This is a genomic window from Alphaproteobacteria bacterium, from assembly GCA_016699735.1.
In the GTDB taxonomy this organism is placed as follows: domain Bacteria; phylum Pseudomonadota; class Alphaproteobacteria; order Micavibrionales; family Micavibrionaceae; genus JAGNKE01.
The window spans coordinates 2,521,621-2,546,588 of the sequence record CP065008.1 but is presented as its reverse complement, the minus strand read 5'-3'; the positions used below and the strand labels follow the sequence as shown (position 1 = coordinate 2,546,588).

19 protein-coding genes are annotated in these 24,968 nt (G+C 55.2%); 5 read left to right on the top strand and 14 right to left on the bottom strand.

The window, feature by feature from the left end:
- The first annotated feature begins 23 nt into the window (after nt 1–23).
- From IPN28_12705 to IPN28_12695, 3 genes are all read left to right on the top strand, one after another.
- A complete protein-coding gene (locus IPN28_12705) occupies nt 24–1,394 on the top strand; it encodes a mannose-1-phosphate guanylyltransferase (GenBank protein ID QQS57094.1) in 1,371 nt (456 codons plus the stop codon).
- Nucleotides 1,395–2,129 carry a sel1 repeat family protein gene (locus tag IPN28_12700; protein QQS57093.1) on the top strand — a complete coding sequence of 245 codons (735 nt, stop codon included), beginning with the start codon at nt 1,395–1,397 and terminating at the stop codon, nt 2,127–2,129.
- 66 nt (nt 2,130–2,195) lie between these two features.
- A complete protein-coding gene (locus IPN28_12695; GenBank protein ID QQS57092.1) occupies nt 2,196–3,629 on the top strand; it encodes an alginate export family protein in 1,434 nt (477 codons plus the stop codon).
- A 12-nt stretch (nt 3,630–3,641) separates the two neighbouring features.
- Here IPN28_12695 and IPN28_12690 read toward each other — a convergent pair whose 3' ends face one another.
- Both IPN28_12690 and IPN28_12685 read right to left on the bottom strand, forming a co-directional pair.
- Nucleotides 3,642–4,493, bottom strand: a complete 852-nt coding sequence (locus IPN28_12690; protein QQS57091.1) for a D-hexose-6-phosphate mutarotase — start codon at nt 4,491–4,493, stop codon at nt 3,642–3,644.
- 85 nt (nt 4,494–4,578) lie between these two features.
- Nucleotides 4,579–6,843 (bottom strand): right-handed parallel beta-helix repeat-containing protein, encoded by a 2,265-nt coding sequence (locus tag IPN28_12685; protein QQS57090.1) that lies wholly within the window; start codon nt 6,841–6,843, stop codon nt 4,579–4,581.
- Nucleotides 6,844–7,262: 419 nt separating this feature from the next.
- On the opposite strand from IPN28_12685, the gene IPN28_12680 reads away from it, so the two are divergent.
- Nucleotides 7,263–8,711 (top strand): MBOAT family protein, encoded by a 1,449-nt coding sequence (locus tag IPN28_12680; protein ID QQS57089.1) that lies wholly within the window; start codon nt 7,263–7,265, stop codon nt 8,709–8,711.
- Between the two features lie 179 nt (nt 8,712–8,890).
- Here the strand turns inward: IPN28_12680 and IPN28_12675 are convergent, their stop codons facing one another.
- The 7 genes from IPN28_12675 to IPN28_12645 form a co-directional block, all read right to left on the bottom strand.
- On the bottom strand, nt 8,891–9,601 hold the full coding sequence (locus IPN28_12675) for a hypothetical protein (GenBank protein ID QQS57088.1): 711 nt from the start codon (nt 9,599–9,601) through the stop codon (nt 8,891–8,893).
- A gap of 127 nt (nt 9,602–9,728) precedes the next feature.
- Nucleotides 9,729–10,241, bottom strand: coding sequence for a hypothetical protein (locus tag IPN28_12670; protein ID QQS57087.1), 513 nt, complete (start codon nt 10,239–10,241; stop codon nt 9,729–9,731).
- A gap of 85 nt (nt 10,242–10,326) precedes the next feature.
- Nucleotides 10,327–11,511, bottom strand: a complete 1,185-nt coding sequence (locus IPN28_12665; protein ID QQS57086.1) for an acyl-CoA dehydrogenase — start codon at nt 11,509–11,511, stop codon at nt 10,327–10,329.
- Nucleotides 11,508–12,983, bottom strand: a complete 1,476-nt coding sequence (locus tag IPN28_12660; GenBank protein ID QQS57085.1) for an efflux transporter outer membrane subunit — start codon at nt 12,981–12,983, stop codon at nt 11,508–11,510. Before IPN28_12660 ends, IPN28_12665 begins: the two co-directional genes overlap by 4 nt.
- On the bottom strand, nt 12,980–16,123 hold the full coding sequence (locus IPN28_12655) for an efflux RND transporter permease subunit (protein ID QQS57084.1): 3,144 nt from the start codon (nt 16,121–16,123) through the stop codon (nt 12,980–12,982). The genes IPN28_12660 and IPN28_12655 overlap by 4 nt, the downstream gene beginning before the upstream one ends.
- Nucleotides 16,107–17,213 carry an efflux RND transporter periplasmic adaptor subunit gene (locus IPN28_12650; protein QQS57083.1) on the bottom strand — a complete coding sequence of 369 codons (1,107 nt, stop codon included), beginning with the start codon at nt 17,211–17,213 and terminating at the stop codon, nt 16,107–16,109. The genes IPN28_12655 and IPN28_12650 overlap by 17 nt, the downstream gene beginning before the upstream one ends.
- 190 nt (nt 17,214–17,403) lie before the next feature.
- Nucleotides 17,404–18,300, bottom strand: a complete 897-nt coding sequence (locus IPN28_12645) for a DUF350 domain-containing protein (protein ID QQS57082.1) — start codon at nt 18,298–18,300, stop codon at nt 17,404–17,406.
- Nucleotides 18,301–18,503: 203 nt separating this feature from the next.
- On the opposite strand from IPN28_12645, the gene IPN28_12640 reads away from it, so the two are divergent.
- Entirely contained in the window at nt 18,504–19,910 is a 1,407-nt protein-coding gene (locus IPN28_12640; protein ID QQS57081.1) for an FAD-binding oxidoreductase, read from the top strand.
- Here IPN28_12640 and IPN28_12635 read toward each other — a convergent pair.
- The 5 genes from IPN28_12635 to IPN28_12615 all read right to left on the bottom strand — a co-directional run bounded on the left by IPN28_12635 (nt 19,893) and on the right by IPN28_12615 (nt 24,695).
- Nucleotides 19,893–20,525, bottom strand: coding sequence for a histidine phosphatase family protein (locus IPN28_12635; GenBank protein ID QQS57080.1), 633 nt, complete (start codon nt 20,523–20,525; stop codon nt 19,893–19,895). The two genes, IPN28_12640 and IPN28_12635, sit on opposite strands and share 18 nt — an antisense overlap.
- 10 nt (nt 20,526–20,535) lie before the next feature.
- Nucleotides 20,536–21,051 carry an NUDIX domain-containing protein gene (locus IPN28_12630; GenBank protein ID QQS58634.1) on the bottom strand — a complete coding sequence of 172 codons (516 nt, stop codon included), beginning with the start codon at nt 21,049–21,051 and terminating at the stop codon, nt 20,536–20,538.
- 88 nt (nt 21,052–21,139) lie between these two features.
- Complete coding sequence (locus IPN28_12625) at nt 21,140–21,862, bottom strand: hypothetical protein (GenBank protein QQS57079.1); 723 nt, start codon at nt 21,860–21,862, stop codon at nt 21,140–21,142.
- Between the two features lie 12 nt (nt 21,863–21,874).
- Entirely contained in the window at nt 21,875–23,068 is a 1,194-nt protein-coding gene (locus IPN28_12620; protein ID QQS57078.1) for a glycosyltransferase family 2 protein, read from the bottom strand.
- Nucleotides 23,069–23,213: 145 nt separating this feature from the next.
- Nucleotides 23,214–24,695 carry a hypothetical protein gene (locus IPN28_12615; GenBank protein ID QQS57077.1) on the bottom strand — a complete coding sequence of 494 codons (1,482 nt, stop codon included), beginning with the start codon at nt 24,693–24,695 and terminating at the stop codon, nt 23,214–23,216.
- Nucleotides 24,696–24,968 lie beyond the last annotated feature (273 nt).

Sequence of the window (24,968 nt, the reverse complement as noted above, 5' to 3'; positions counted from 1 at the left end):
CTATCTATCAGAGGGTTCCGCGTATGGGTGCGCCGAAAAAAATTGTTCCAGTCATCCTTTGCGGCGGGTCCGGGACGCGCCTGTGGCCGTCCAGCCGGGAGAAGCTACCCAAGCAGTTTCTCAACCTTCTGAGCGATAAATCCCTGCTTCAGGAGACGGTTTTACGGGCGCTGCGGATTTCCGGCGCGAAGGCCGAGAACGTCGTGACCGTCACTCTGGGCAATATGAGCGAGAGCGTGCGCGAGCAGATGCACAGCATCGATCCGGCTCTGGCGCTGCATATTCTCAGCGAACCTTCTGCCCGCGATACGGGTGCGGCGGTGTCTTTTGCCGCGAATTATATCAAAAAGCATTTTGGCGGCGATGCCTTCCTGTGGATTCTTCCTTCCGATCACCATATCGGTGATGAGAAGGCGATGAAGGAATCGCTTGATCACGCGTTATGGGCGGCGGAGCAGGATTATCTGGTGACGTTCGGCATCCAGCCCACACGGCCGGATACGGGTTACGGCTATATCCGTCTTGGTGCTTCCTTGTCCGGCCAAGGCGCTTTCAAAGCCGACAAGTTCGTCGAGAAGCCTGATCTGGCCACGGCGCAGCAGTATCTTGAGACGAAACAGTATCTCTGGAACAGCGGGATGTTCGTGTTCAGCGCGGATTGCGTTCTGGCGCAGTTCGAGAAACACGCGAAGGCGCTCAATGAAACCGTTTGCGCGGCTATGAAAAAATCCGCATGCGAGAACGAGGTCGATCCGGCTCTGTATGCTTCTATCGAAAAGCGTCCGTTCGACAAGGCGATCATGGAAAAGGCCGATCTTGTGTCCGTGGTTCCGTGTAACCCCGACTGGTCGGATATCGGATCGTGGGAGAGCCTGTGGGAAATCCGTGAGAAGGACGAGCATGGGAACGTGCGTAACGGGGAAGTTTTCACCCTGCAATCCAGCAACTGCCTTGTGCAGTCGAAGGACAAGCTGATTGCCTGCGCCGGGGTGCAAGACCTCGTGATTATCGAAACAACCGATTCTTTTCTTGTGGCCGATAAGAGCAACAGCGATATCATGAAACATCTGGTCAACGGCATGAAGGCCGGGGGCCGCAAGGAAGTGGCCGATTTTATGCGCGGTTCTTCCGGTCTTGAAGAGATTGAAATTAAAGGGAAAGGGTCTGTTTCCCTTTCAGGGTCCGGCGATGCCTACAGTTTCGTTGTCTTGCTTGAAGGCAAGGCTGCGATCAGCGATACGCACGGCAAGGAAAAGGTTCTGGAACAGGGGGAGGTTTTTTTCCTTACCCCGGAACTCTCCTATCGTCTGGAAAACCGCGAAGGCGGTGCGCTCAAGGCTGTTAAAGTCGGCACCTCTTTTGCACTGGGTCTGAAAAGGGAAGCGGCGGCTTAAATGACGAAAGTATTCGCTCACGGTTTTGGACTGCGCGTTGTTCTGCCGATCTTGGCTCTGGCGGCTTGTTCGCCAGTCATGTCCGCGCATCTTGAAACCGGAAAACAGGCCCGTAAGGACGGAGATTATGTGACCGCCGTTCATCATCTTAAACCTCTGGCCGATTTCGGAATGCCTGAGGCGCAGTACGAGATGGCCATGGCGCTGATGAAGAAACAGGACGCCACTGTTGCTGAAAAGACACAAGCCCGCGACCTGATGGTCAAGCTCTCGGAGAGCGGGAACCATGAGGTCGACTTTGAATTGGGGCGCTATTATTCCGGTGAAAAAGATTACGCCAACGCGGCCAAGTATTATCTGAAAGCTGCTGAATCCGGCCATGAGAAGGCCTATATGGAATTGGCGCGTATCTACAAGGACCAGGGGGATTTCGAGAATGCGGCCCTCTATTATACCCGTGCCGGTGAGGCCGGAAATGCGAAGGCCTATTTCGAACTCGCGGCGATCGAGGAAAAGAAAAAAAATCTTCCGACCGCTTTAGAACTTTACAAGAAATCTTTCGACGGGCAATACTACCGCTCAGCCATGCGGATTGCCCGATTGTATGAAAAAGGGATGGACGGTGTTCCCGATCTTTCCGAAGCTCTGCGTTGGTATCAGGCGGCTCAAAAAGAGGGCGTTGAAGGCGCAGCGGGGAAGATTGCCGAACTTCAATCTTCGATGACAGCGCAGTAAATTATTTCTTTAAAAGCCCTTTTGATATATCTTCAAATCTGTGATGAAGTGTGGGTGCGCTCTCCTATGAAATATCTCGGTTCCAAGTTTTTTTTGATGACGTGTGCGGCTCTGTCCTGCGCGGGTTTTTCCCGTGCTGCTCTGGCCGAACCGAAGGTCAATCTCTCCGTCAATCTCAAGGCCCAGGTCGAGTTTTCCGATGACCTCAGTCTTGAAACACAGGACGAAAACGGCACGAACAGTCAGACCTTGGAACTTAAACCCAAGCTGGATGGCAGTTTTAACGAGGACGTATCGTTTCTCCTTGAGGCCCGCGGCGTGAAAAATTATGGCGAGGGTGGAAGCTTTGACAGCGATACCGGGGAGTTCAGCGGCGAGGACGATTATCTGGAACTCCGCCAGTACTGGGTCGATTACCATGGGTTCGACAGCTATAAACCCCTGAGCGTCCGTCTTGGTCGTCAGCGTTTCCGCGAGGATTACGGGTTGTGGTGGAACCGCGATCTGGATGCCGTGCGTTTAACGCATAATGCGACCCTGTTTAAAAGCTTCGTTGCGATCGGGCAGAACCTGATGGAGTACCGTACCGGGGACGGGGCTTACAATGAGGATGACGAGCGGATTCTGCGCGTGATCGGCGAGGCTTCGTGGCAGTGGAAGCCCGAGCAATTTATCGAGGGCCGCGCCGCTTATCAAAACGACCATTCCGGTCTTGAAAGCGCAGGGGATGAGGTTGATGGCGACGATTTCGATGCTGACGATGCGGATATCGTATGGCTGGGTGTCCGGGCCAAGGGAACGATTACCGAAGCGGTTGATTTTATTGAAAAGCCGCAGTACCGGGTCGATGTGATCGGTATGGCGGGAACCGAAGATAGCCTTCTGACCACGTCTTCGGGGGAGAACCGCCTCGTGACCGGGGATGAGGAGACGGATTTGAGGGGATGGGCGGTCGATCTGGGGCTTGATGTTCCTGTCAATGTTTCCCCGAGCCTTCAACCGATTTTCCATGTCGGTTATGCCTATGGGTCGGGCGATGACGATGCTTCGGACAATGACGACCATAATTTCCGCCAGACGGGTCTGGACAGTAATTCCAGTCATCTTTCGGGATTTCCATCCTCGACCGACAATTACGGGTCGGTTCTGCATCCCGACCTCTCGAATTTGCATATTGCTACGGTCGGTGTAGGTGTTCCCGTGACCGATGCGCTTGATATCGCCGGGTTCTATCATTATTACGCGCTGGCCGAGGCGGAAGGTTCGACCACCGTCGGGGCCATTGACGCGGATGTCAACGGCGAGGACACCGATCTCGGGCATGGTCTGGATGTCATGTTCAATCTGGATGTGGCCGAGCAGTTCAATTACGACCCCGTTATTGCGGATAAAATCAATCTCAAGACGACTCTGGGCGGTTTCCGCGCCGGGGATGCCTATGGCGACGCGCAGGATGAAACGGCTTTGCGCGCCAAGATCGACCTGAACGTGCGGTTTTAATTTTTATTTCAGCTACTCGATTTTCAGTGTTGCCGTGTAGCTTTGATCCGACGGCAGAGTGAGGGCGTTGCCGTGGACCGCTCCACGCTCGACGCAGACAAAACCCTGATAGTTCTCTTCCCCGACATCGTCCATGCCTTTGGCCAGTTCGGGGCCGGGGTTCCAGATAATCGCTGAGGGGCAGTTACTGGCTGATATTTCTATCGCGGGGGATGTGTTCAGGGTCTGGGTTTCCGGAACGTTTTCATAGACACGATCCACTTCGGCAGAGAAAAGAATGGGGCCAATCTGGGTTTTCCTTGCAAAATTGTCCGTGGCGTCCAGATAAGTCAGACCTTCGAGGCCCGTCACGCTGGCCATACTCAGGCTGTTGACCGGGTGGTAGGAGTGGAAGGCCCAGTTGAAGGGCATTGAGTCCGTGCCGATATTCCTTATTTCCATTTGGAGGGAGAGCGTCTGTGCGATCGTGATGGTGTATTCCATCCGAAAAGCATGGGGGAAGACCGCGTCGGGTTCATGGGTAAGAGACAGGAGGAGGGTTACGGAGTTGTGGCTTTTGCTTATGTTTTCCAAAGTCCAGAGTCGGTTTCTCACGAAGCCGTGTTTGGGTTTGGCCAGATCGGGGTGGATGCCGAACCACGGGGCGCACAAGGGGATGCCGCCGCGCACGGGCTTTCCGGGTTCGAATTTGGCTTTGGGGCTGAGCCAGAGCAGGTTTTTGCCGCGTATGGAACATTCCAGAATCTGTGCGCCGAGGAGGGCGACGGTGGCGTAAATATCGCTGCTGCGTATTTCCAAAAGGGGCAGGGCGTCTTTTGAGCCGTATTTTTGCTTTGTATCGGTGTGGGTGAGGGCATTCTCCATGACCGGACTATCTCATGGACGTCCTTGGTCCGTAAATATAAAACCCCTTCGCGGGAAGGGGTTTTATACGGTTATTTGTTCTTTCTCAGACGTTGACGTTCTGGGTCAGGATCAGGTCGCCATCCAGATGGAGTTGATCGGCGTTCAGGCCTGTGACGCCCTTGATCGTGGCTACGGCGATAAACTGGCTGCCGTTGTTCAGACCATCGGCATCGACGGAGAGGACCGTATCGGTACCGACCGTGGTGAAGCGGACGAAGTCGCTGATCGCGTCTGTCGTCTGGTCGTAGTTCAGGATGTTGTCGATCTGGATACGGTCGCCGTCATGGACGCGCAGATCCTCGATCGTATCGCGGTCTGTGCCGTTGACGGTGACGCCGAAGAGGTCGGCGCCTTCGCCGCCCTTCATCCAGTCGGACCCCTTGCCGCCGAGCAGGGTGTCGTTGCCGACATTGCCCCACATACTGTCGTCGCCGGCATAGCCATAGAGCTTGTCGTCGCCGCTGTTGCCCTTCAGGGTATCGACGCCGTTGCTGCCGTGCAGGGTGTCGTTCCCGGTTGTGCCCGCGAGATTGACCGGGCTGGGCGACATATTGGCGTCGGGTGTCGTGACCACGGGTTTGGGCAGGCCGACATCGGGCATGATGTAGTTGGTGTCCCGGAAGGCCGTGACCACCGTTTTATCGAGAACGGCCAGAAGTTTGGAGGCTCCCGATCCCGACAGACCGTCCTGATCGACGTAGACTTCGGTGTTTTCGCCGTTCTGGACCAGTTTGATGTAGCCTTCGGCGAAGGCCTTGGCCTTGGTGAAGCCGACGAAGGATTTCATCATGTCGGTCAGGTCGAGCTTGTCGGCGCGGACGTTGAAGTCCTGGATGACGTCGCCCTGTCCGGCTTCGCTGAAGGCGTTGAAGACAAAGGTGTCAAAGCCTACGCCGCCTTTCATGGTGTCCTTGCCGGTGCCACCATCGATGATGTCACCGCCTTCGTTGCCTTCGAGGTAGTCGTCGCCCTTGCCGCCGTAGAGCTTGTCGTAGCCCGAGCGGCCCTTGATTGTGTCGTTGTAATCCGTGCCCGTCAGGGTGTTATCTTTTTCATTGCCCGAGAGGAAGACCCCTTGCACGGGCGGAGGGTCGATCGGCGGAGGAGGGGGCGGAGGCGTTTCTTCGCCGCCTGTTCCGTAATTTTGGGGTAAGGTGACCGTCAGGTGTATTTTGTCGTAGACGAATGAAATACTGCTGCTGGTGATGGTCGAGGAACTGACCAGAGACACGCCGAGGCTGCCGATGAGGTTGCCTGCGAACGTGTCGTTCATGGTGGTGCTGCCGGTTTCAACGAAGGCTTTTTGAACCGCCGTGACAACGTTATTGATAATCATGTTGTCGTAGGACGATCCCGGTCCGCCGAGGCTGCCCGTATAGGGGCGGATTTCGATGCCGAAGATCGTCGAGGACAGGATCTGGTTGCCATCAACGATGATTTCGTTCGCGCCCTCGAGCTGGATGCCGTCGTGGCCGTTACCGTAGATCACGTTGTTGATGATCTGGCTGTTTTCGGCTTGTTTGAACAGAATCCCGTTAGAGCCGTTGTTGTAGACCGTGTTGCCTTCGATCAGGATGTCGCGGTTGAGCAGGTTTTCCCAACCCTCAACCGTCTGGCTTCCGGCGCCGCGCTGGACGACGATGCCGTTTTCGGCGTTTCCGTAGGCGACGTTGTTGCGAAGGATGACGTCATGGCTGTGCGTGACCACGTTAAAACCGTGGCGGTCGTTTGCGTAGGCGACGTTATTTTCATAGATCGCGTTGGATACAAAGTCGGCGATGAAGCCGTCCCAGCTGTTGTGGTGGGCGACGCTGTCCCGGATGATGAGGTTTTTGGTCTGTTCATGCGGGTTGAAGGCTATGCGCGACACATCGTGGATTTCCACCCGCTCGATCAGGATACGGTCGTCGTGTTCGCTTTTTCCGGGCAGGACTCCGGTCATGATGCCGTCCACGTCCGCGGTGCTGTTGGCCCGGTTGCCGTCGAGGGTCAGGTCGCGGATAATGACATCCGTGGTGACCTGATTGACGGGCGTACGAATTAAGCCGGTGATTTTGGCAGACCAACCGTCGGCGAGTTTCAGGATGGTTTTGCCCATGCCTTCGCCCGTTATTTCCGTATTGCTGTAGATCCTCAGGGCGCCGTCAGAGGCCGTTCCGGTTCCTTTGATAATATAGGTTCCTTCGTCGAGAACGACCTTGCCCCCGCCGGCGAGTTTGGCGGCGTCGAGAGCCGATTGTATGGCCTGCGTATCGTCGATGTTGTCGTTCGGGTTAGCGCCGTAGTTCCGTGGGTCAAAGATATTCATGTTTACTCTTCCTTTCTGGATCACAAGAATACAGGCGCACGGCAAACCAAGGGCCGGTACAGGTTAAGAGTCCCGGCGGACACTGGGTTCGGAGTCTTCTTTTATTTTTTACTCAGCGCCCACACACCGGGCACTGGCTTGTCATATGCGCTTACTGTTGACATATTATTTTTTCATAAAGTCAACGCTAGCACTGAATCGTTAACGGTTCCTGAATCGCTTTTGTTTCTTTTTGGCTTGAAACCTAGGTTTCTAATGCTGATAGGGTATAAGGGCTGTTTTTTATTTACATAATAAAACTTAACGAATTAACTTTTTGTGTAAAAAACGCCCCCGATGTTATTGTTATGGATAATATATTCTTGCTTTTTCCTTCGGACCTCGTCATAAGGTATGGGGCTTTTTGACAGGGTTGTTTTATGATTTTCGCGTCACCAACTTTTTTATTTCTATTTTTACCTATCTTCCTCGTTTTGTATTATCTGGCGGGGAAAAACCTTAAATCTCCGGTGATTTCCATCGGGAGTTCGGTTTTTTACGCCTGGTGGCGGCTCGATTTCCTGTTCATGCTTTATGCGATTATCGGGTTCAGCTGGCTGTGCGCCCTGCTGATCGAGAAATATCACGAGACCCATTATCGCCGGGCGCTCTGGCTTCTGCGGGGCGGGGTGGCCGCGAATCTCCTGACGCTCGGCTACTTCAAGTATTTCAATTTCGGGGTCCACAGCTTCAATGACATGATGATGGATTTCGGGGTGGCGATTCCGCCGGAATACGCGCATGTTATCCTGCCGATCGGGGTGTCGTTCTTCGTGTTTCATGCGATCAGCTATATCGTGGATGTCTGGCGCAAGGATACGCCGGCGACGCGGAACCTGTTCGATTTTGCGGCCTTTATCATGCTCTTCCCGCACCTGATTGCGGGACCGGTGCTGAAATACAAGGATCTGGTGTGGCAGTTCACCAACCGCAAGCATAGCCTCGATCTGTTTTCGGAGGGCGCTTACCGTTTTATGGCCGGGTTTGCCAAGAAGGTTTTGATCGCGGATACGGTCGCGCCCTTGGCGGATGCGGCCTTTGCGCTTGAGAACCCGACCATGGCCGATGCCTGGCTGGGGACAGTGGCCTATTCGATCCAGTTGTTCTTCGATTTTGCCGGGTACAGCGAAATGGCGGTCGGCCTCGCCCTGATGATGGGTTTCCGCTTTATCGAGAACTTCAACAACCCTTATACCAGCACCAGCATCACGGATTTCTGGCGGCGGTGGCATATCAGCCTGTCCACATGGCTGCGGGATTACCTCTATATCTCTCTGGGCGGCAGCCGGAAGGGGAATGTGCGGACCTATATCAACCTGTTCCTGACCATGCTTTTGGGCGGGTTGTGGCACGGGGCGAACTGGACGTTCATTCTCTGGGGCGCGTGGCACGGCGCCATTCTAGCGGTCGAGCGGGCTCTGGGCATCAAGGGGACTGCGCCGAAGAACATCCTCAAGCGCATATTCATGACGCTTTTGACGCTGGTGTTCGTCATGATCGGCTGGGTGCTGTTCCGCGCCCATACGCTGGGCGATGCCATCGTGATGTATCAGGGCATGGCCGGATTACAGGGCATCGGGATCAGCGATGCGCTGGGCTGGCAGGTCAAGGGGATGCAGATCGTCGCGCTGATCGGCGGCATCGCGCTGATTTTCACCATGCCTTATTTCGAGCGCGGGCGGACGCCCGTGGAGTTGTCGAAGGGCAGTTCGGCGATGAAGACGACGCCCAATCTGCTGATGCAGGCGGTGGTTGGCGGGTTGTTCGTGATCGCGGTCTCACGCCTGCTGGCGATGAGCTATTCGCCGTTCCTGTATTTCCAGTTTTAGTTCCAGACGATTGAGCGGGCTGACGCCCGTATTTTCAAAATTATGGATTGGCCACCAGATTATCGAGCGCCGGGTCTGCCGCGCCGGAGAGATAGTCGTCGAAGGGGACAATCCCGGAAGAGGGGCGCGGAGGGAAATCACGCTGCGTTTGTGTTATCGCTGAAATGGCTCAGTTTTTTCTACATCTGGAAATCATAGCGAACCGCCTCTACAACCCTGCAACCTGAGAAAGTGTATTGGGCTGCTTTACGGTCGTGGATTGAGACGAAGGAAAAATCCGTCTGGTCATCTTGCGGTGGGATCGCACCTTTTTCGTAGATCGGGAAGATACTATAGATATAGTCCAGCCATGCGTCGGATATAACGGGATCAATCGGTTTTCCATCGTATATATCCTCATCAACCGAAATCAGCGTTCCAAACCTGTCGGGCAGGCGGTGTATGTTTCTTGGCTGGCATTCCTTCGGTTTGATTCTTGCTCCTAGACTTTCCAACACCTCACGCAAATTTTCTAAGGATTCCCTTGTGACTCCTCTAGGTGAAAGCCAAGGATACGATTTTATTAAAAAATCCTCGTTTCTGCCGGGGACGGTATCAACGGTGATGGGCGGCAGTTTGAACAGGGTGCTTTCTGAAGGAGTTGAGCAGGATTGTGCCATAATCTTGAAAACGATTCCGTTCCCTGCGTATAGAGGCACAGAAGCCAAAGCATCCGACGATATTTTGACCAATGGTACAAAGCGCCGTTGTCCCTGGTCTCGCAAAGTTCTCATAATCTCCAGAACCGCGTTATCGTCTCTCTCAAGCTTTATTACCGAGGCGTTCAAACCCATCGAAGGGCTTAAATGATTGAATGTTTCTAAAAAACCTTTTGGCTCAACTACTTCCATTGATAGCGCCGGATCACTTTTATCCACGATTAGATTGAAGTTACAAAATATGCCGTTGCAGTCTTGGTTGAATATATGGAAAAAAATACGCTTTGTGCAAGTTCGCAGAAGGTTTTAGAGCTATTTATCAGGGTTGCGGCGGGTCTGCGGGTTCGCTGTAGGCCGGGGGGAAGGGTATTTTCGGCAACTCTTTCGCCCGTTCTGTCATATAGTGCGCGTAATTTTCGTCCTCGCCGATCAGGAGGCGGGAGAGGGATTTGGAGAAATTGGGCTGGCGCAGCCATTCGTCGATGCCGTCCTGCCAGGAGTTCCACATTCTTTGCATATTTTTATTCCCGCGCCCGTACAGGCGGATGAAGGCGGTTTCAAAGCAACTGATGAGCTGCTGGTATATCCGTTCCTGCTGCTTGGCCTGATCGCCCGAGAGGGGCTCCTGATGGTTATCGAGTTCGGGGTGGTCGATGAGGATATCCAGGATGTGGTTATATTGCTCCTTGAGCTGGCCGTCGATTTCCTGCTGTTCGGTCAGGCGCTCCTTGGCCTGTTCCATCAGGAACAGATAGATCGCGCCGGGCAGGCCAACGATCTGCACCACATAGCTCATGACTTCGAGCGTTTCCTTCCATGCAGCCGAGTCCATGCGAAAGCCCTTTCCTGTTTGCAGACGGACAGTTTAGAAAATCCGGCGCTGTTTGGGAAGGGATTTTCCCGCCGTGTGCATCGCCTTAGAACGCCGCGAGTCCCGTCTGGGCGCAGCCAAGGATCAGGGCGTGGATGTCGTGGGTGCCTTCGTAGGTGTTCACGGCTTCCAGATTGCAGAGATGCCGCATGACGTGGAATTCCTCGGCAATGCCGTTGCCGCCGTGCATATCACGGGCGGTGCGGGCGATGTCCAATGCTTTGCCGGCGTTGTTGCGCTTGATCAGCGAGATCATCTCCGGGGCGAAGGCGTTTTGGTCCATCAGGCGGCCGACCTGAAGGGCGGCGTGTAATCCCAACGTAATTTCGGTCTGCATATCGGCCAGTTTTTTCTGGACGAGCTGCGTGTGCGCCAGCGGGCGGCCAAACTGCTTGCGGTCGAGCGTATATTGCCGTGCGGCGTGCCAGCAGAACTCCGCCGCACCCATCACGCCCCACGCGATGCCGTAGCGGGCGCGGTTCAGACATTCGAATGGACCTTTGAGGCCGGAGGCTGCGGGCAGGAGGTTTTCCTCGGGGACCAAGACGTCCTGCATCACGATTTCTCCGGTGATCGAAGCGCGGAGCGACAGCTTGCCCTCTATCGGCGGGGCCGAGAGACCCTTCATGCCCTTTTCGAGGATGAAGCCCTTGATCGCGCCGTCATGTTCCTCGGATTTGGCCCAGACGATGAACACGTCCGCGATAGGCGCATTGCTGATCCATGTTTTCGATCCGTTGAGGGTATAGCCCTTGCCGGTGCGGATGGCCCTTGTGTTCATTCCTCCGGGGTCGGAGCCGGCGTCCGGTTCGGTCAGGCCGAAGCAGCCTATTTTCGTTCCTGCGGCGAGGCCGGGGAGGTATTTTTGCCGCTGCTCTTCCGAGCCCCATTTCCAGATCGGGAACATCACCAGAGAGGATTGCACCGACATGGCCGAGCGGTAACCGGAATCGACGCGCTCGATTTCGCGGGCGATGAGGCCGTAGGAGACATAGTTCGCGCCTGCGCCGCCGTATTCTTCGGGCAGTGTGGCACCGAGCAGGCCGAGTTCGCCCATTTCTTGGAGGATTGCAGGGTCGAAAGCGGCTTCACGGTAAGCCTTGACGATGCGCGGCATCAGGCGGTCTTGTGCGTAGGCACGGGCGGTGTCGCGGATGGCCCGCTCCTCTTCGGACAGGCTGTCTTCGATCCTTAGCGGGTCTTGCCAATCGAAAGCCAATGATGCGGTCATTTGCTGTTTCCGTTTTCGGTTGGTTGAGTCTCTTGGGAGAGTATCTTACCGCCGAGGCTTAAATGCAAGTTGACGCGTTGCTCCAACAGTTCGCGCTGCGCCCTGGCGCGGTCGATCCGTATGGCGATGGTGTTGCGCTTGATCTGGAGCAGGTCGAGCAGTTCGATCTCCCCGGCCTTGAAATTGGCGTCGGCGATGTTCTCCGCCTGTTTGGCGTTCTCGTAGGCTTCGTCAAGATCCTGCGAACGGTGGCGGAAAAGCTGCTCGTTGCTGATGGCGGTTTCGACCTCCCCGAAGGCGTTCAGAGCCGTCTGGCGGTATTGGGCGAGGGAAGCCTGCTGTTCGGCTGTGCGGATGTCCACATCGGCTTTCAGGTTTCCGGCGTTGAAGATGGGGAAGAGCAGGTTTCCGGCGGCGGACCAGATGACGTTGGCCGGATCGGTCAAGTCCCTGAGCTGATCGCTGGTCCCGCCGAAGGAGCCGGTCAGGGAGATTTGGGGCAGCCGTGCGGCCTTGGCCTGTTCCGTGCGCTCGAAGGCGGCGTGGACGCGGCGTTCGGCGGCAATCAGGTCGGGGCGGCGTTCCAGCAATTCGGCGGGGATACCGGCGGGAACGGGGGCGGGCAGGGCTGGATAATCCGTTTCGTTTTCTATCATGGCCGCCGGATATTTGCCCATCAGGATTTCGAGGCTGCGGCGAGCGAGAAGGTCTGCGCTTTCCGCGTTGCGGATGGACTCGCGTGCGCGGGCGAGATCGGATTTGACCAGATGAACGTCCTGCAGGGAAATGAGACCCTCGTCATAGAAAGCCTGTGTGACGTCGAGCGTATTTTTCAGGTTCTTTTCAAACGCGCGGGCGAGTTCGAGCTGTTTGGAGGATTCTATCGTCTGGAGATAGGCCTTTGCCGTTTGTGCGGCGAGGGACTGGCGGGCGGCGGCGTAGTCGTTTTCGGCGGCGTAATACTCATAGAGTGCGACTTTTTTTCCGGCGCGAACGCGGCCCCAGACGTCGATCTCCCAGCTGACATCGAGGGAGACGTCGTAGGTCGTCGAGCCGCCACCGCCGGAACTGAAATCGCTGTTCGAGAAACTGCCGCCGAAATTGGAGAAGCCGCCGGAATCGCTGCTGTCGAGCGAACCGCTGCGGCGGACGAGGCTGCGGAGATCAAGAACGGGCCAGAGGCCGGAGCCGGCCTTTTTAAGCTGGGCGCGGGCGATATCGCGGCTGGCGGCGGCCTGCACGAGGTCATGATTATGGGCCAGCGCGTCTGTGACGTACTGCGTGAGCAAGGGATCGTTGAAATCCCCGGCCCAGCCGGAGTCGGGATAGGGATCGACTTCGGCGTCCGGTGCGCGGGGTTTTTCGGATGTCCAGTTGGGCGGGACGTCGAAATTGATCGTCGCCACACCGCAGCCGGACAGAAAAAGAGGGAACAGCATCAGGGAGAAATGATATTTAAACTTACTCTTCATGCCTTGGCCTTCCTTTGCTTGCGGGCGGCAACCCAGCCGGACATTTTTGTTCCCAGCATCAGCATACAGGGGGTGAGCAGCAGCGTGAGCATCGTCGCGAAGGTCAGGCCGCCGGCGATGGCCGTTGAAAGCTGGACCCACCATTGGGTCGAGGGGGCGCCAAAGGAGATATCCTGACTCATGAAGTCGATATTCACCGAGAAGACCATTGGCAGCAGGCCCAGGACGGTTGTCACTGATGTCAGCAGGACCGGCCGGAGGCGTTGTGCGCCGGTTCGCAGCAGCGCCTCCTTGGGCGTTGCGAATTTCTGGCGCAATTCGTTGTAGGTGTCGATCAGGATGATGTTGTTGTTCACCACGATCCCGGCGAGGGCGATGACGCCGATACCGCACATGACGATGCCGAACGGGTTGTCGGTGATGAGCAGTCCCAGCATGACTCCGGCGGTGGAGAAGATAATCGCGCTCAGGACGAGTATCGTCTGATAGAAGCTGTTGAACTGGGTGATAATGATGGCGGTCATCATGAAGACCGAGACATTGAAGGCGTTGCTCAGGAAATCGGCGGCTTCCTGCTGGTCCTCGTCCTCGCCCTTGAAGACGATCTGAACGGCGGGGTCGAATTCGTTTTTAGCTTTGGCGAGGGCGTGCTTGAGTTTATCGACCTGATCGTCTACCAGCATCCCTTCGGCGACGTCGGATTGCACGGTGAAGGCCATATGGCCGTCCACACGGGAGATGGTTCCGGTTTTCTGGGCGGTGTTGAACTGGACGAAGTTTTTCACCGGGATATGACCGAGCGCGGTGGGGACGCGGATTTGCAGAAGCTGGTCGAGATTGCGTTCCTCGGCGGGGAAGCGCATACGGATGTCGATTTCCTCGTCGGCGTCGTCGGGTGTGTATTCCGCGACCAGAAGGCCGGTGGTCAGCATCTGGACGGCGGCGCCCAGCGTGGCGACGTCCGCGCCGTAGCGGGCGGCTTCCTCGCGGTTAATGTCTACGCGCCATTCGAGACCGGGGAGCGGGCGGGAGTCCTCAATGTCCACGAAGCCGCCGATCCCGTTCATGATGTCCACGACCTTTTGCACGGCGGGGGGAAGTTTTTCAGCAAAATCCGATCGCACCTCGACGTGGACGGGCCTGCCGCCGCCGGGGCCATGCTCCTCCTTGCGGATTTGCGCCTTGATGCCGGGAATGTCCCGAATGGCCAGACGGATATCCTCTATGATATCCGAGGCGGGGCGGCGTTCGCGCCAGTTGACGAATTCCAGCTGGATGATGCCAATCGCGTCTTCGGGCATTTCGCGTTCGCCGCTGCTGCTGGCGAAGGTGCGGGCATAGACGTACTTGACCGACTCCATGCCCAGAATTTTCTTTTCCACGCGGCGGACCAGTTCGTCCTTTTCGTGGATCGAGAGGTCGCCGCGGGCTTGCACCTGCACCTGCACGAAATCCGGCTCGATGTCGGGGAAGAATTCTACGCCCTTTCCGACGGTGGCATAGGCCGCGTAGGAAAAGACCAGCATGAAGATTGCAAATCCGAGCGTTTTCGCGGGATGGTCCAAAAGTGTGCCGAGGACGCGGATATATCCGCCGGCGAGACCCTTGATGCTGTCTAAATCTCCGCTTTCTGCGGCGATCATCGCCTTCATGCTTTCGGGGTCGGCGATGGCGCGGTTGCCGAAAATGCGGCCCAGAACGGGGATGAAGATCAGGGCCATCAGGATCGAGAAGCAGAGGGTGATGATGACCGTAATGGGCATATAGACCATGAATTCGCCGACGATCCCCGGCCAGAAGAGCAGGGGGAGGAAGACGATCTGGGTGGTCAGGGTCGAGGAAATGACGGGCCAGGCCATGCGTTTGGCGGCGTAAGCATAGGCTTCGTTCCGTTCCATGCCGTCGGCGATTTTGCGGTCGGCGTATTCGATGGCTACAATCGCGCCGTCCACGAGCATTCCCGAAACGAGGATCAGGCTGAACAGCACCACGATATTCAGAGTATATCCCAGAAGGTAGAGGGTGAGTATCCCCGCCAGAAAGGAGCCGGGAATGGCGATGCCAACCAGCAGCGAGGGGCGGACGCCCATGGAGGCGATCATCACGATCATCACGAGAATGATCGCGCTCATGACGTTGTTGTTGAGATCGCTCAGCATATCGCGGATCTGGACGGATTTGTCCTGCATATAGGTGACTTTCAGGGATTCCGGCCAGTTTTTCTGCTCCTGCGCGACGACTTTTCTTACGCTTTCGATTGTTTCTATGATGTTCGTGCCTACGCGCTTGGAGACTTCGAGGACGAGGGCGGGCTGACCGTTCAGGCGGGCGAAGCTCTCGGGATCCTTGTAGACGCGGCGCAGGGCGGTGACGTCCTTGAAGGTGACGACGGTGCCGCCGCTGACCTTGATCGGGAGGGAGAGAATGTCCTTCGCGTTCTCGATGACGCCGGGAACCTTGATGACGAGGCGGCCCGCGCCGGTGTCCATGGCTCCGGCGGCGACGAGGCGGTTGTTGTTCTGGAGCAGGGTGTAGATATCCTGAAAGGTGATGTCGTAGCTTTCCATCGCGGTGGGATCGACCACGACTTCGAGCATTTCCTCCCGGTCGCCGCCGATTTCGGCTTCGAGGACGCCGGGGAGGGCTTCGATCTTGTCCTGCAGGTCACGGGCGATCCTGACCAGAGCCCTTTCGGGCAGGGGGCCGGAGAGGGCGACCGAGAGAACGGGAAAGAGGGCGATGTTGACCTCCATGACCCGCGGTTCCTCGGTGTCGGGTGGCAGTTCAGCCTTGGCGATGTCCACCTTTTCACGGACGTCGAGCATGGCCTGATCCGGGTCGAACCCGGCGGTGAACTCCATGGTGACGGAGGCGAAGTTTTCGGTCGCTACGGCGCTGATCTCCTTCAAGCCTTCCAGACCCTTCAATTCCTTTTCCATCGGGCGGACGAGCAGGCGCTCGGCGTCCTCGGGCGAAATGCCCTCATGGAACATGGAGACATAGATGATCGGGATGGGGATGTCCGGCTCGGCTTCCTTGGGGATGCTGCCAAAGGATTGTATTCCCGCCATGAATATGAAGAGAAGGCACAGGATCATCAGCCGCGAACGGCTCAGGGCGGCGTCAATCAGTGCGTTCATGCGGCTGATCTCCGGTCTTGGCCGATGCGTCGTTTTCCTGAACGGCCGGAACGGCTTTGACCTTTTCGCCCTCTCGAACAAAACCTTGGCCGTTGACGATAATCCGGGCGCTTTCAGGAAGACCGGAGACGAACAGCCTGTCTGTTTCTGCGCTGACGATCGTTACCGCATTAAAATGCACGATGTCCGCATCATCCACGGTCTTGATGCCTGTGCGGCCCGCGTCATCGAGGGTGAGAATGCCCGGAGAAACCGCATGGGCCTTGACGCTTTTCTTGGGGATGTAGACTTCGGCGCTGGTTCCCGAGGAGAGGGTGGTAGTGTTCTGAATCTCGATTTCCACGCGGAAGGTGCGGGTGCTTTCGTCCGCCTTGGGGGCGATGAAGCGGATCATTCCCCCGGTTTCCTTGCCTCCGGCGATTTTGATGAGGGCATTGCCGCCGAGTGCGATTTCGCCGATTTCCTTCTGTGGGACGGGAACATTGACGACCAGGGGGGTATTATCGACGATCGTGACAATATCGTCTCCTATATTTACAAAGTCGCCAATTTCTACATTTCGTTTGTCAAGGATGCCGTCAAAGGGGGCGCGGATTTCCGTGTCCCCGATTTCCAGCATGATCTGCTGTTCTTCGGTCTGTGCCTCCTTGAGCTGGGCAAGGGCTTCGTCGGTGCGGCTTTGTGCGGCGTAGCCTTTCACGCTGAGATTCTTCGCGGCCTCGAATTTTCTTTTCATTTCCGTCAGGCGGGCGCGGGCGCGTTCGAGGCGGATTTGCCTATCTTCCATATCGAGACGCAGGATGATGTCGCTTTCCTTGACGTCCTGCCCTTCCTCGCTCAGAATTTCCTTCACTTTTCCTGTCGTTTCGGCGCGGAGGGTGACTTCGCGGTTCGGCGTGACGTTGCCTTGGGCTACAATGAAGCTAATAACAGGTTTGCTGTCCTGCTCTTCGATTTCCACCGCCATCAGGGTGTTCTGTTGAAGGCTTTCCGTCTCGGCTGATTTTTTGCCAAAACCCAGAAGACCCGGCAGCATCCACAGGATTAGAAGTCCGGCCACAGCGGCCGCTATAAGATATGACTGCTTCATCAGGTCCGGTTTTCCTTGCGGTTTCGCGGTCCGCCGCTGTAAGGCCAATGTTTTGATTTCCCCAAGGTTTTATCCTTTAAAGCGCGGGAAGGGAACAGTTTTCTGGCTCGTGCGCCCGATTTTTCTTGCGCCCTTTTTTCAGAGTTCCGGGCTGTTACGGCCTGAGGGGACTTTATCCTTCGGCGGGGTCTCAGATTTCAGCGAGAAGGATGCCGAGGCTGACGTAAATCACGCCGCGGACGGCGCCGGCAGCGATGTTTCTCTGGGTCAGTAATTCGTGTGAAAAATCAACGTTATACATCAGGATTTTTTCCGTAATAGTCGAAAGGACTTTCAGGATCACGGTGACAACGAAGGAGGCCACAACCCAGCCGATGAGCATGGCGTTGAAATCCGTATCCTCGGAAGGCACCAGGTGCGTGGCCATGGCGATGGCCAGCGCGGTGCCGATGATCCGGCCCGCAAAGGTGAGGGCGTAGGCGATATTCCCGCTGCGAAGCTCTTCTTCGGAACTGCGTCCCTCGTGCTTGTATTTGAAAATCTGGATACGGGCCATGGTGGCGCAGGTCAGCATGACCTGCGAGAGGGCGTAACACCCAGCGAGCGTCATGACGGTCGAGGTGGAGAGTTCGTCATACGGAAACCAGACCATGACGGCGCGTATGATAATCGCGGCGGCGAGGACGTTGCCGGTGTCGGCGATGGCTACGGCCATGTTTCCGTTGACGATTTCGTCCCGCAGGGAAATTTTCGGCAGGGCTATTTTATCAAAAATAATACGGGTCAAAGCCATTAAGAGGAGGCCGAGGAGGCCGTGAAAGGCAATCAGAAGCGCACCGTCCAGCACGGTTAATTCCGGGTCGCCATAGATCGTGCCACTGAGCATCCACGTCACGGCCAGCGTTGTTCCGGCCAGAGAAAGGCCGAAGGCCGGGTTGTCCTTTTTGAGGAGTTCTTCGGATGCGTTAATATGCGCGATGGCACCGGAGAAAAAGCGCAGGGAGGTGAAGAGAGCGACCACAACGCCGAGATTGACCAGCAGGCGGAGGTTATATTCGCTGTCCCAGTAAAAGATATCGAATTCCATAGTCTTTACCGAATGTTCTTGCTGCTCATGTCTGTCTGTGAAAGATCGACTCGCCGATTCCAAGTCTTGTTCTGCTGATTATAAATTATCGGCGGGTTTTCTTCATCATGGCCACGGTCTTTTTTTGCCTGTGATGTAAAAAGGCCACATTCGTGTTTTTTTGCTGCTTCGCAGAGCCGACAATTCATGCCACATTGATGAGGATGAGCGATTTCTTTCAGACCCTTGAGCGGATTGTTGGCGCGGGAAACGTGTTGACGGACGATGCGGACAAGGGCCGCTACGAGGAAGACTGGCGCTATGACAACGGGCGGGCGCTCTGCGTTGTGCGGCCCGCGGATACGGCGCAGGTCGGCGCGATCATCAAGGTTTGCGCCGAACGCCGAGTCCGGCTTGTGCCGCAGGGGGCGGCGACAGGGCTGGTCGGCGCGTCGGTTCCCGATCAGAGCGGAGGCCAGATTGTTTTATCTCTGCAACGGCTTAACGCGGTTCTTGAAATCGACCCCGTCAACAAAACCGCTCTTGCCGGAGCCGGCGTGGCCTTATCCGCTCTCAATGCCAAAGCAGCCGAACACGGTTTGTTTTTCCCGATCGATCTGGGGGCCGATCCGACCATCGGGGGCATGGTGGCCACAAATACGGGGGGCAGCCGCCTGATCCGTTACGGCGATGTGCGGCGGAATGTGCTGGGCTTGGAGGTTGTGGACGGGCAGGGGAATATTATCAATCTGCTCAAAGGTTTGCGGAAGGATAATACGGGGCTGGATCTCAAGCAGGTTTTTATCGGTACGGGCGGAGCTTTCGGTGTGGTCACGGCGGCTGTTGTGGCGCTGGCGCCGATTCCGGCACAGACGGCGACGGTGCTGGCGGTGCCGCGCTCGTTCGAGGATATCAATGCGCTATTGCTTGATGCGGAGAGGGCGTTCGGCCCTTTACTGACCTCCTTTGAGGGGATGTCGCGCAATGCCATGGATTGCGCGATTCGACACGTTGCGAATACGCCTGATCCGTTCGGGGGGAATATCCCTGACTATGCGCTGCTGATCGAGCTTTCGACTCAAGAAGCCGAGCCGCTTCTTGAGGACCGCCTGATTTCCTTCGTCATGGCGCGGTACGATGAAGGTGGAGACAAACCGATTATTTATGCGGTGACAGGAAAGGCGGAAGGGCTGTGGGCTTTGCGGCATCATATCTCCGAAGGGTTGCGCCAGGAGGGAAAAGTCATTGGACTGGATATCTCTGCGTCCCGTTCTTCGCTTTGGGTCTTTAAAGAAGAGGCCAAAATGCTGCTGAAAAACAACTTTCCGTTTTTTAAGCTTTGTGATTTCGGGCATTGCGGGGATGGGAGTGACCATTTCAATCTGGTGTGGCCCAAAGCGGCGGGGCCATATGATGCGGTGAAGGCGCAAGCGGCGCGGGAGGCGGTCTATGAGCTGCTGGTGCGCTCTTACGGCGGCAGTTTCAGCGCGGAGCATGGGATCGGTCCGGCCAATCAGGCCTATTATCATCGCTATGTGCCGCAGGAGGTTCAGGTTCTTGCCGCGCAGTTCAAAATGATTTTCGATCCGGCGGGGATATTGGGAAATATTCGCTTAGGCATCGAACGTTAAATGATTTTCCTGAGGGGGTAGTTTAAAAACCTGCTCCGCCTTCATCACGGGTTTTTGCCAATTCCCGGTCAGGCGGACCCTGTAGATGTCGCAATTTTCCGGCCATTTCGCCGATCTATCCCCGCAGATTTCATTGAGCGCCAGCCAAACGCCGCCGTGTGAGACGATCAGGGGAATTTTACCCTCCGGCTGTTTTTTGGCGGCGATGTCCTTTAACCCTTCCATGATGCGGTGGTGAAAGGAGGCGTAATTCTCGCCCTTCGGCGGGTCTTCGCCCGACAGGAAGTGTTCGGCGGCTTCCTCCCAGGGCAAGCCCTCCCATTCGCCGAGCATCTGTTCGTTAAAGGCCGCCTTCTCTGTTTGCGGAAGGGTCAGGATGTCAGCGATTCCAGCGCCCGATTGCACGGCGCGGTACATTTCGCTGTGGTAGATTTCGGACACTTCGGGGTCAATCTTGTTGAGGTAAGCGGCGGCTTGACGGGTCTGATTTTCGCCTGTTTGCGTTAATTTGCTGTCTGAGCCGCTGCCGCTGGCGATGCGGTTGAGGTTCGCCACGGATTCCGCATGGCGCATGAAGTAGAATTCTATCAGAACTTGCAGTTCTTTGGGGGGCATTGCTCAAAACCTAAAGGTTGCTGGTCAGGCCCAGGTCCGGGTCTTTAGGAGTAATGCCGTTGTGTATGCCTTCTATCTTTTCGGCTTCGCTTAAAATGTAACGCATATCCTGAATATTGCCGCTGTAGACTTCCAAAAACGTTTCCGGTGAAAGAAAGTGCCGTGCCGTGACTTCGTTGGATACCGGAAAGGGTCTGTCAATGTTGAGAATGATGCCGGCCATGACGACCATATATTTCGGTCCGTCCTCATCGCGGTAATCGTCAGACTCCATCAGGAGAAAGGGGATCATCTGCCCCACGTCCAAGCCTGTTTCCTCCTTGAATTCCCGGCGTGCAGTTTCGTAGTCCGATCGGTCGCCGATTTCCCGGTGTCCTCCGGGTATGTCTAAGCCCCTGTTTGTATGCTGAACGACCACAATCTTTCCATCGGGTAAGAAAGGGACGAGCAGGACGGCGGATATCCGTTGTTGGGGAATATCATTCGTGAAGGGGTGGAAGCGGAAACGCGAAGGTGTTGCTCTCATAGGTTCGTTGGCCGCCGTTACCGGGACTCCCGCCTGGTGAAACTCCACGTCTATTCCTGCAGTTTCGCGTTCGGGGGTTGGCATCCTGCTACATTCCCAATTCAAATTCTGCGGGCTTAATATCCCTTTGCAGGGGTCGTTCGTCCGGACGGCATTTGGTCATCACCATATTCAAGGTGTAGGCGGGGTTGCTGGCGTCGTTTTTGATCGGCGGGTCGAATTTCTGGGAGGGGTCGTCCTCGACGGAATATCTTTCCACTTTTCTGGCTACGCCCGTGCGTATAAGACTCTCGCCTAAAGTTTCTTCATCATAGAGCATATGGTGTACCATGAAAGGATTCATGTCCCGCTTTTCATAGCCTCGGCCCAAAACCTGCGTCGTCATATGGGTGGTCTGATCGATCGAGAGGACGGGACGGCCCTTACGGTCCTTTTTCCCATTCAAATATGCCTCAGCAACAAGGGCAAAATCAGGAACACAGACCCTCAGCTTTCCCCCGGGCGCGGTTACCCGCGCCCATTCGTTCATTACGTCCGGCGCCTCTTCGAGGGTAAAGTGTTCAAAAACGTGGGAAGCGCGAACTTCCTCGAACAGGCCGGTCCATTCTTCGGGCAGATCGTCGATACTCATCACGAGGTCGGCGGCGCCGGGTTCGGCGTCAACATTCAGCCACGGCTCGGGGAAATGTTTTTCCAGCGGGACGCCGCAGGCGAGGTTGAGCTTGGTGTAGACCTTGCCGTTTACGAGGAGGCCACCATCAACGACTTCCCAGGGCGGGTTGTTATCGGTTGAATCGTTCTGTTTGCTCATGTCCACTCACTCCTAGTGCATACCGCCGGGTTCGCGGGGCGGTTCTGGCGGTTTTTGTGCCAGGTGGGTATGATCCTCCTGAAGGGGATCCGTGTCTCCATCCATGATTTCATCGGCCTTAATTCCGGATGGCCCAGAGCCCACGACAATCTGGGCAGGCTTGGCGTCTTTTCCCGGAAGTGCGCCGTTCGTGATGCTTGTCAGGAAGTTCGGGTCGGAGGGATCGCCGAAAGATTTCTTGGTCGTGGGGGCGCTGACCCAGGGTTTGCTTCCCAGTTCGTTCACCCTCATGTCCGGTGGGGTCAAGGAATCCTTGATCAGATTGCAGTGTACTCTTTCAATTTCGATCAATAAACCTAGTTGTCTTCGCGTGTCTGCGGGAAGAGTGGGGTTGTTGGCGTTGTCAAAATCCCTGCGAAAAACTGTCTCCTGTAGGTATCTATGCTCAGGGTAAAGCAGGTCCAGGCGCCTGATTTCGGTGAGGGTTCTGTCCATGACGCCGATATAGTCCTCTAGGCTCTCCGGGGGATGGAAGTGGATTGTCGCGCCCTGAACCTGAGAGATGGCATTAGGTCCATATTTGTGCGCGATGACTCTCGATAGATAGATATCATCCACCTTCGGTCCCTCTTCGAGGCCAAGATGGCCCATAAACCAGGGATTTTCCTCATTGCGGACCCGCTCGACTCTCTGAGGCAGATCGTCTCTCATGGTTTCTAGCAGGGAGCCGTCGCGCATCATGAAGGTGCGCCCGTGGATATAGTTGCGAGGGGGCTGCTTCACCCGGGAGATATAGTGGGCCAAGAGCAAATCTTGAAAAAGGGAGGGGTGGTTGGGAACGTGAGGCTCTACGTGCGCGTAGGCCGCTTGACAGTTTTGATCCTGCTGAAGCTTGCCCATCAGCGCGACGAGCGTCTGAGGTTCCATGACAATATCGGCGTCGGCAAAACAGATCATGCCATCATTGAAGGTTCTTTTCCCAAGTATTGCCAACTGGGCGTTCATTTTTCCCGGTTCCGAGGTCATGATTTCCAGACGCTCGATGCGCGGGCCGTTCTCAGCCAAGTCCCTCAGGATTTTCCCGCTATCGTCGGTGCAGCCGTTCAGGCAGTAAATCACCTCAACATTCACGTTCCGCGGCAGTTGGTTGATAGCCTCAGCCAAGGACGTGAATGAGCAGGGGAGAGACTGTTCCTCGTTGTACACGGGGATTCCGATTGTTAACGTTTGTAGCTTATTCCCCTTTGGCACCTGCTGCCCCTAACATATTATTCTGTATTAATATTCGTAGTATTATAGATATTCGTAGTATTATAGCCATTTTGTCTTCAAACGACAAATATTTAAAAAATCAAGCTGGGCCGTGGGGTTCGACATCTGCGGGCTCCTTACCCCAATCATTCCAATTTTTAAGCTCTTCGAGTCTATCCCAATCCGGCTTTCCTTGCATTCTGTGTATTTCGCGTGTCATTTGCTTGGACCACCTGTAAAACTCCCAACCGGCCATTCTGTATGGCGCCCCTTCCGCATGATCTTTCCATCTAAGGCGCATACGGGACAGGGGGCCTTGCTTGTCAGCTTCTACGCGAACGCTTGATAAAGCTTTTTTTTCGTCATAAAGCCTGTTGGCTTCAGAAATAAACCTAATGTAATCAATCGTGAAGGGGTAGTAACGGCTGTTCTCTGCCTCGGCGATTTCGATTATTCCTTTCGGGCGTTCGAGAAAGCCATAAGCATAAACAAGTTCCTTGAAGGAATAATCAAAGGAGAAATTTTTCGTTTTTATAGACGCAAGACCCTTCATTCTGCATTTGATTCTTAGTCCGAGAGAAGTATCTTCGAACTCGTTATCTCTCGTGAAATCATTCGACCTCTTAGGAATAAAGGCTTTTGAGGGGCTTGTTGTCGTTCTTATCTCTGGTGTGCCCAATTCCGCTATACCGGCCTGTGCCTCGTCAGTTAGTACTGTTTTCGCGCCTGTTTGTTCGTCGTTGGCTGTGTGATGGCTAATATCTGTGTCTGAATTGTCTCCATGAAGTTGGGTTGTACCCCCAGAGTGGGGTTCAGGAGAATACTGTCTTTCCGCTTTGGTATCCCGTAGGGCTTGTTTTGCCTCGCTATCCACTTTTTCGGCTATTTCCGCTATCGCCTTAGCAATGTCTTCGTTGAGGGGCATCATTCCAAGCTTGATGCGCTGCAATTCTATATAAACTTGGGTTTTGCCATGGCGTTGCTCCAGTTCGATAAAGTTTGGGTCGACATTGGAGCGGGCATGAACGTAATCTTTTGAACCAGCTGTCGGTTCTGGAACCGGTGCAGCTGTCTCCATGGCGATCTGCGCCGCAGTTTTGCTTCCGGGTAAAAGCAAATATTTTGAAGGTTTTCCTGACGGGTCGTCGCCTGGTCCGATTCGATCCGAAATGATCGTATCGAGAGCTTTAACAATTCTCTTTAAGTCATGGCTTGCGAATCCTGGGTTATCCTTAATATTTTCGAGTGCGCTAGCTATTGTCTCAAGGGCTCCCTTTTCGTTTTCGTTTCTGCTTCCCCCCGTTTTTGGCTCCGCTGTGTAAGAGCGTCTTATTCTTTCTATGACCTGCTGTCTTGACTCTGTTCCGGGTTGCAGGGCGTGTTCATTTCCTACCGACCAACCCCAGACATCGTTGATGCCACGAGGGGCTCTTGGCGGTCTCTCTGCGACTTTCATCAGAGTGGCGAGCGCGAGTTTCAGTTCTGCGTCTTCATCCTCAGCAGTCAGGGCGGCAATCCTTTCCTGAGCCAGACGTTCTGCCTCTTGGGTGAAAGTTTCTTCCTGATCTGTCTCTGAAGCCATGGTTATATAAAACAAAATTATGTCGTGAAAGTAATGATCAAACAATAATAACTAGAGCAGTATATACGTTAAAAAGATAAGATCATTATTACGCTTTAAAAAAATCACTTCGTTTTTTTGTAAGTAGCTCTTTATAGCTCCGCTAAAGATAAATTACAATATTTTTATGTGTTTTAGGGCTGATCTCATGAATTCTCATGTATTCAGGGTCTTGTCAGGTCGGGCGCTTTATGTTCCTGTGGAGTATTGGAGTTTTTTATTAAATTCCTGTCC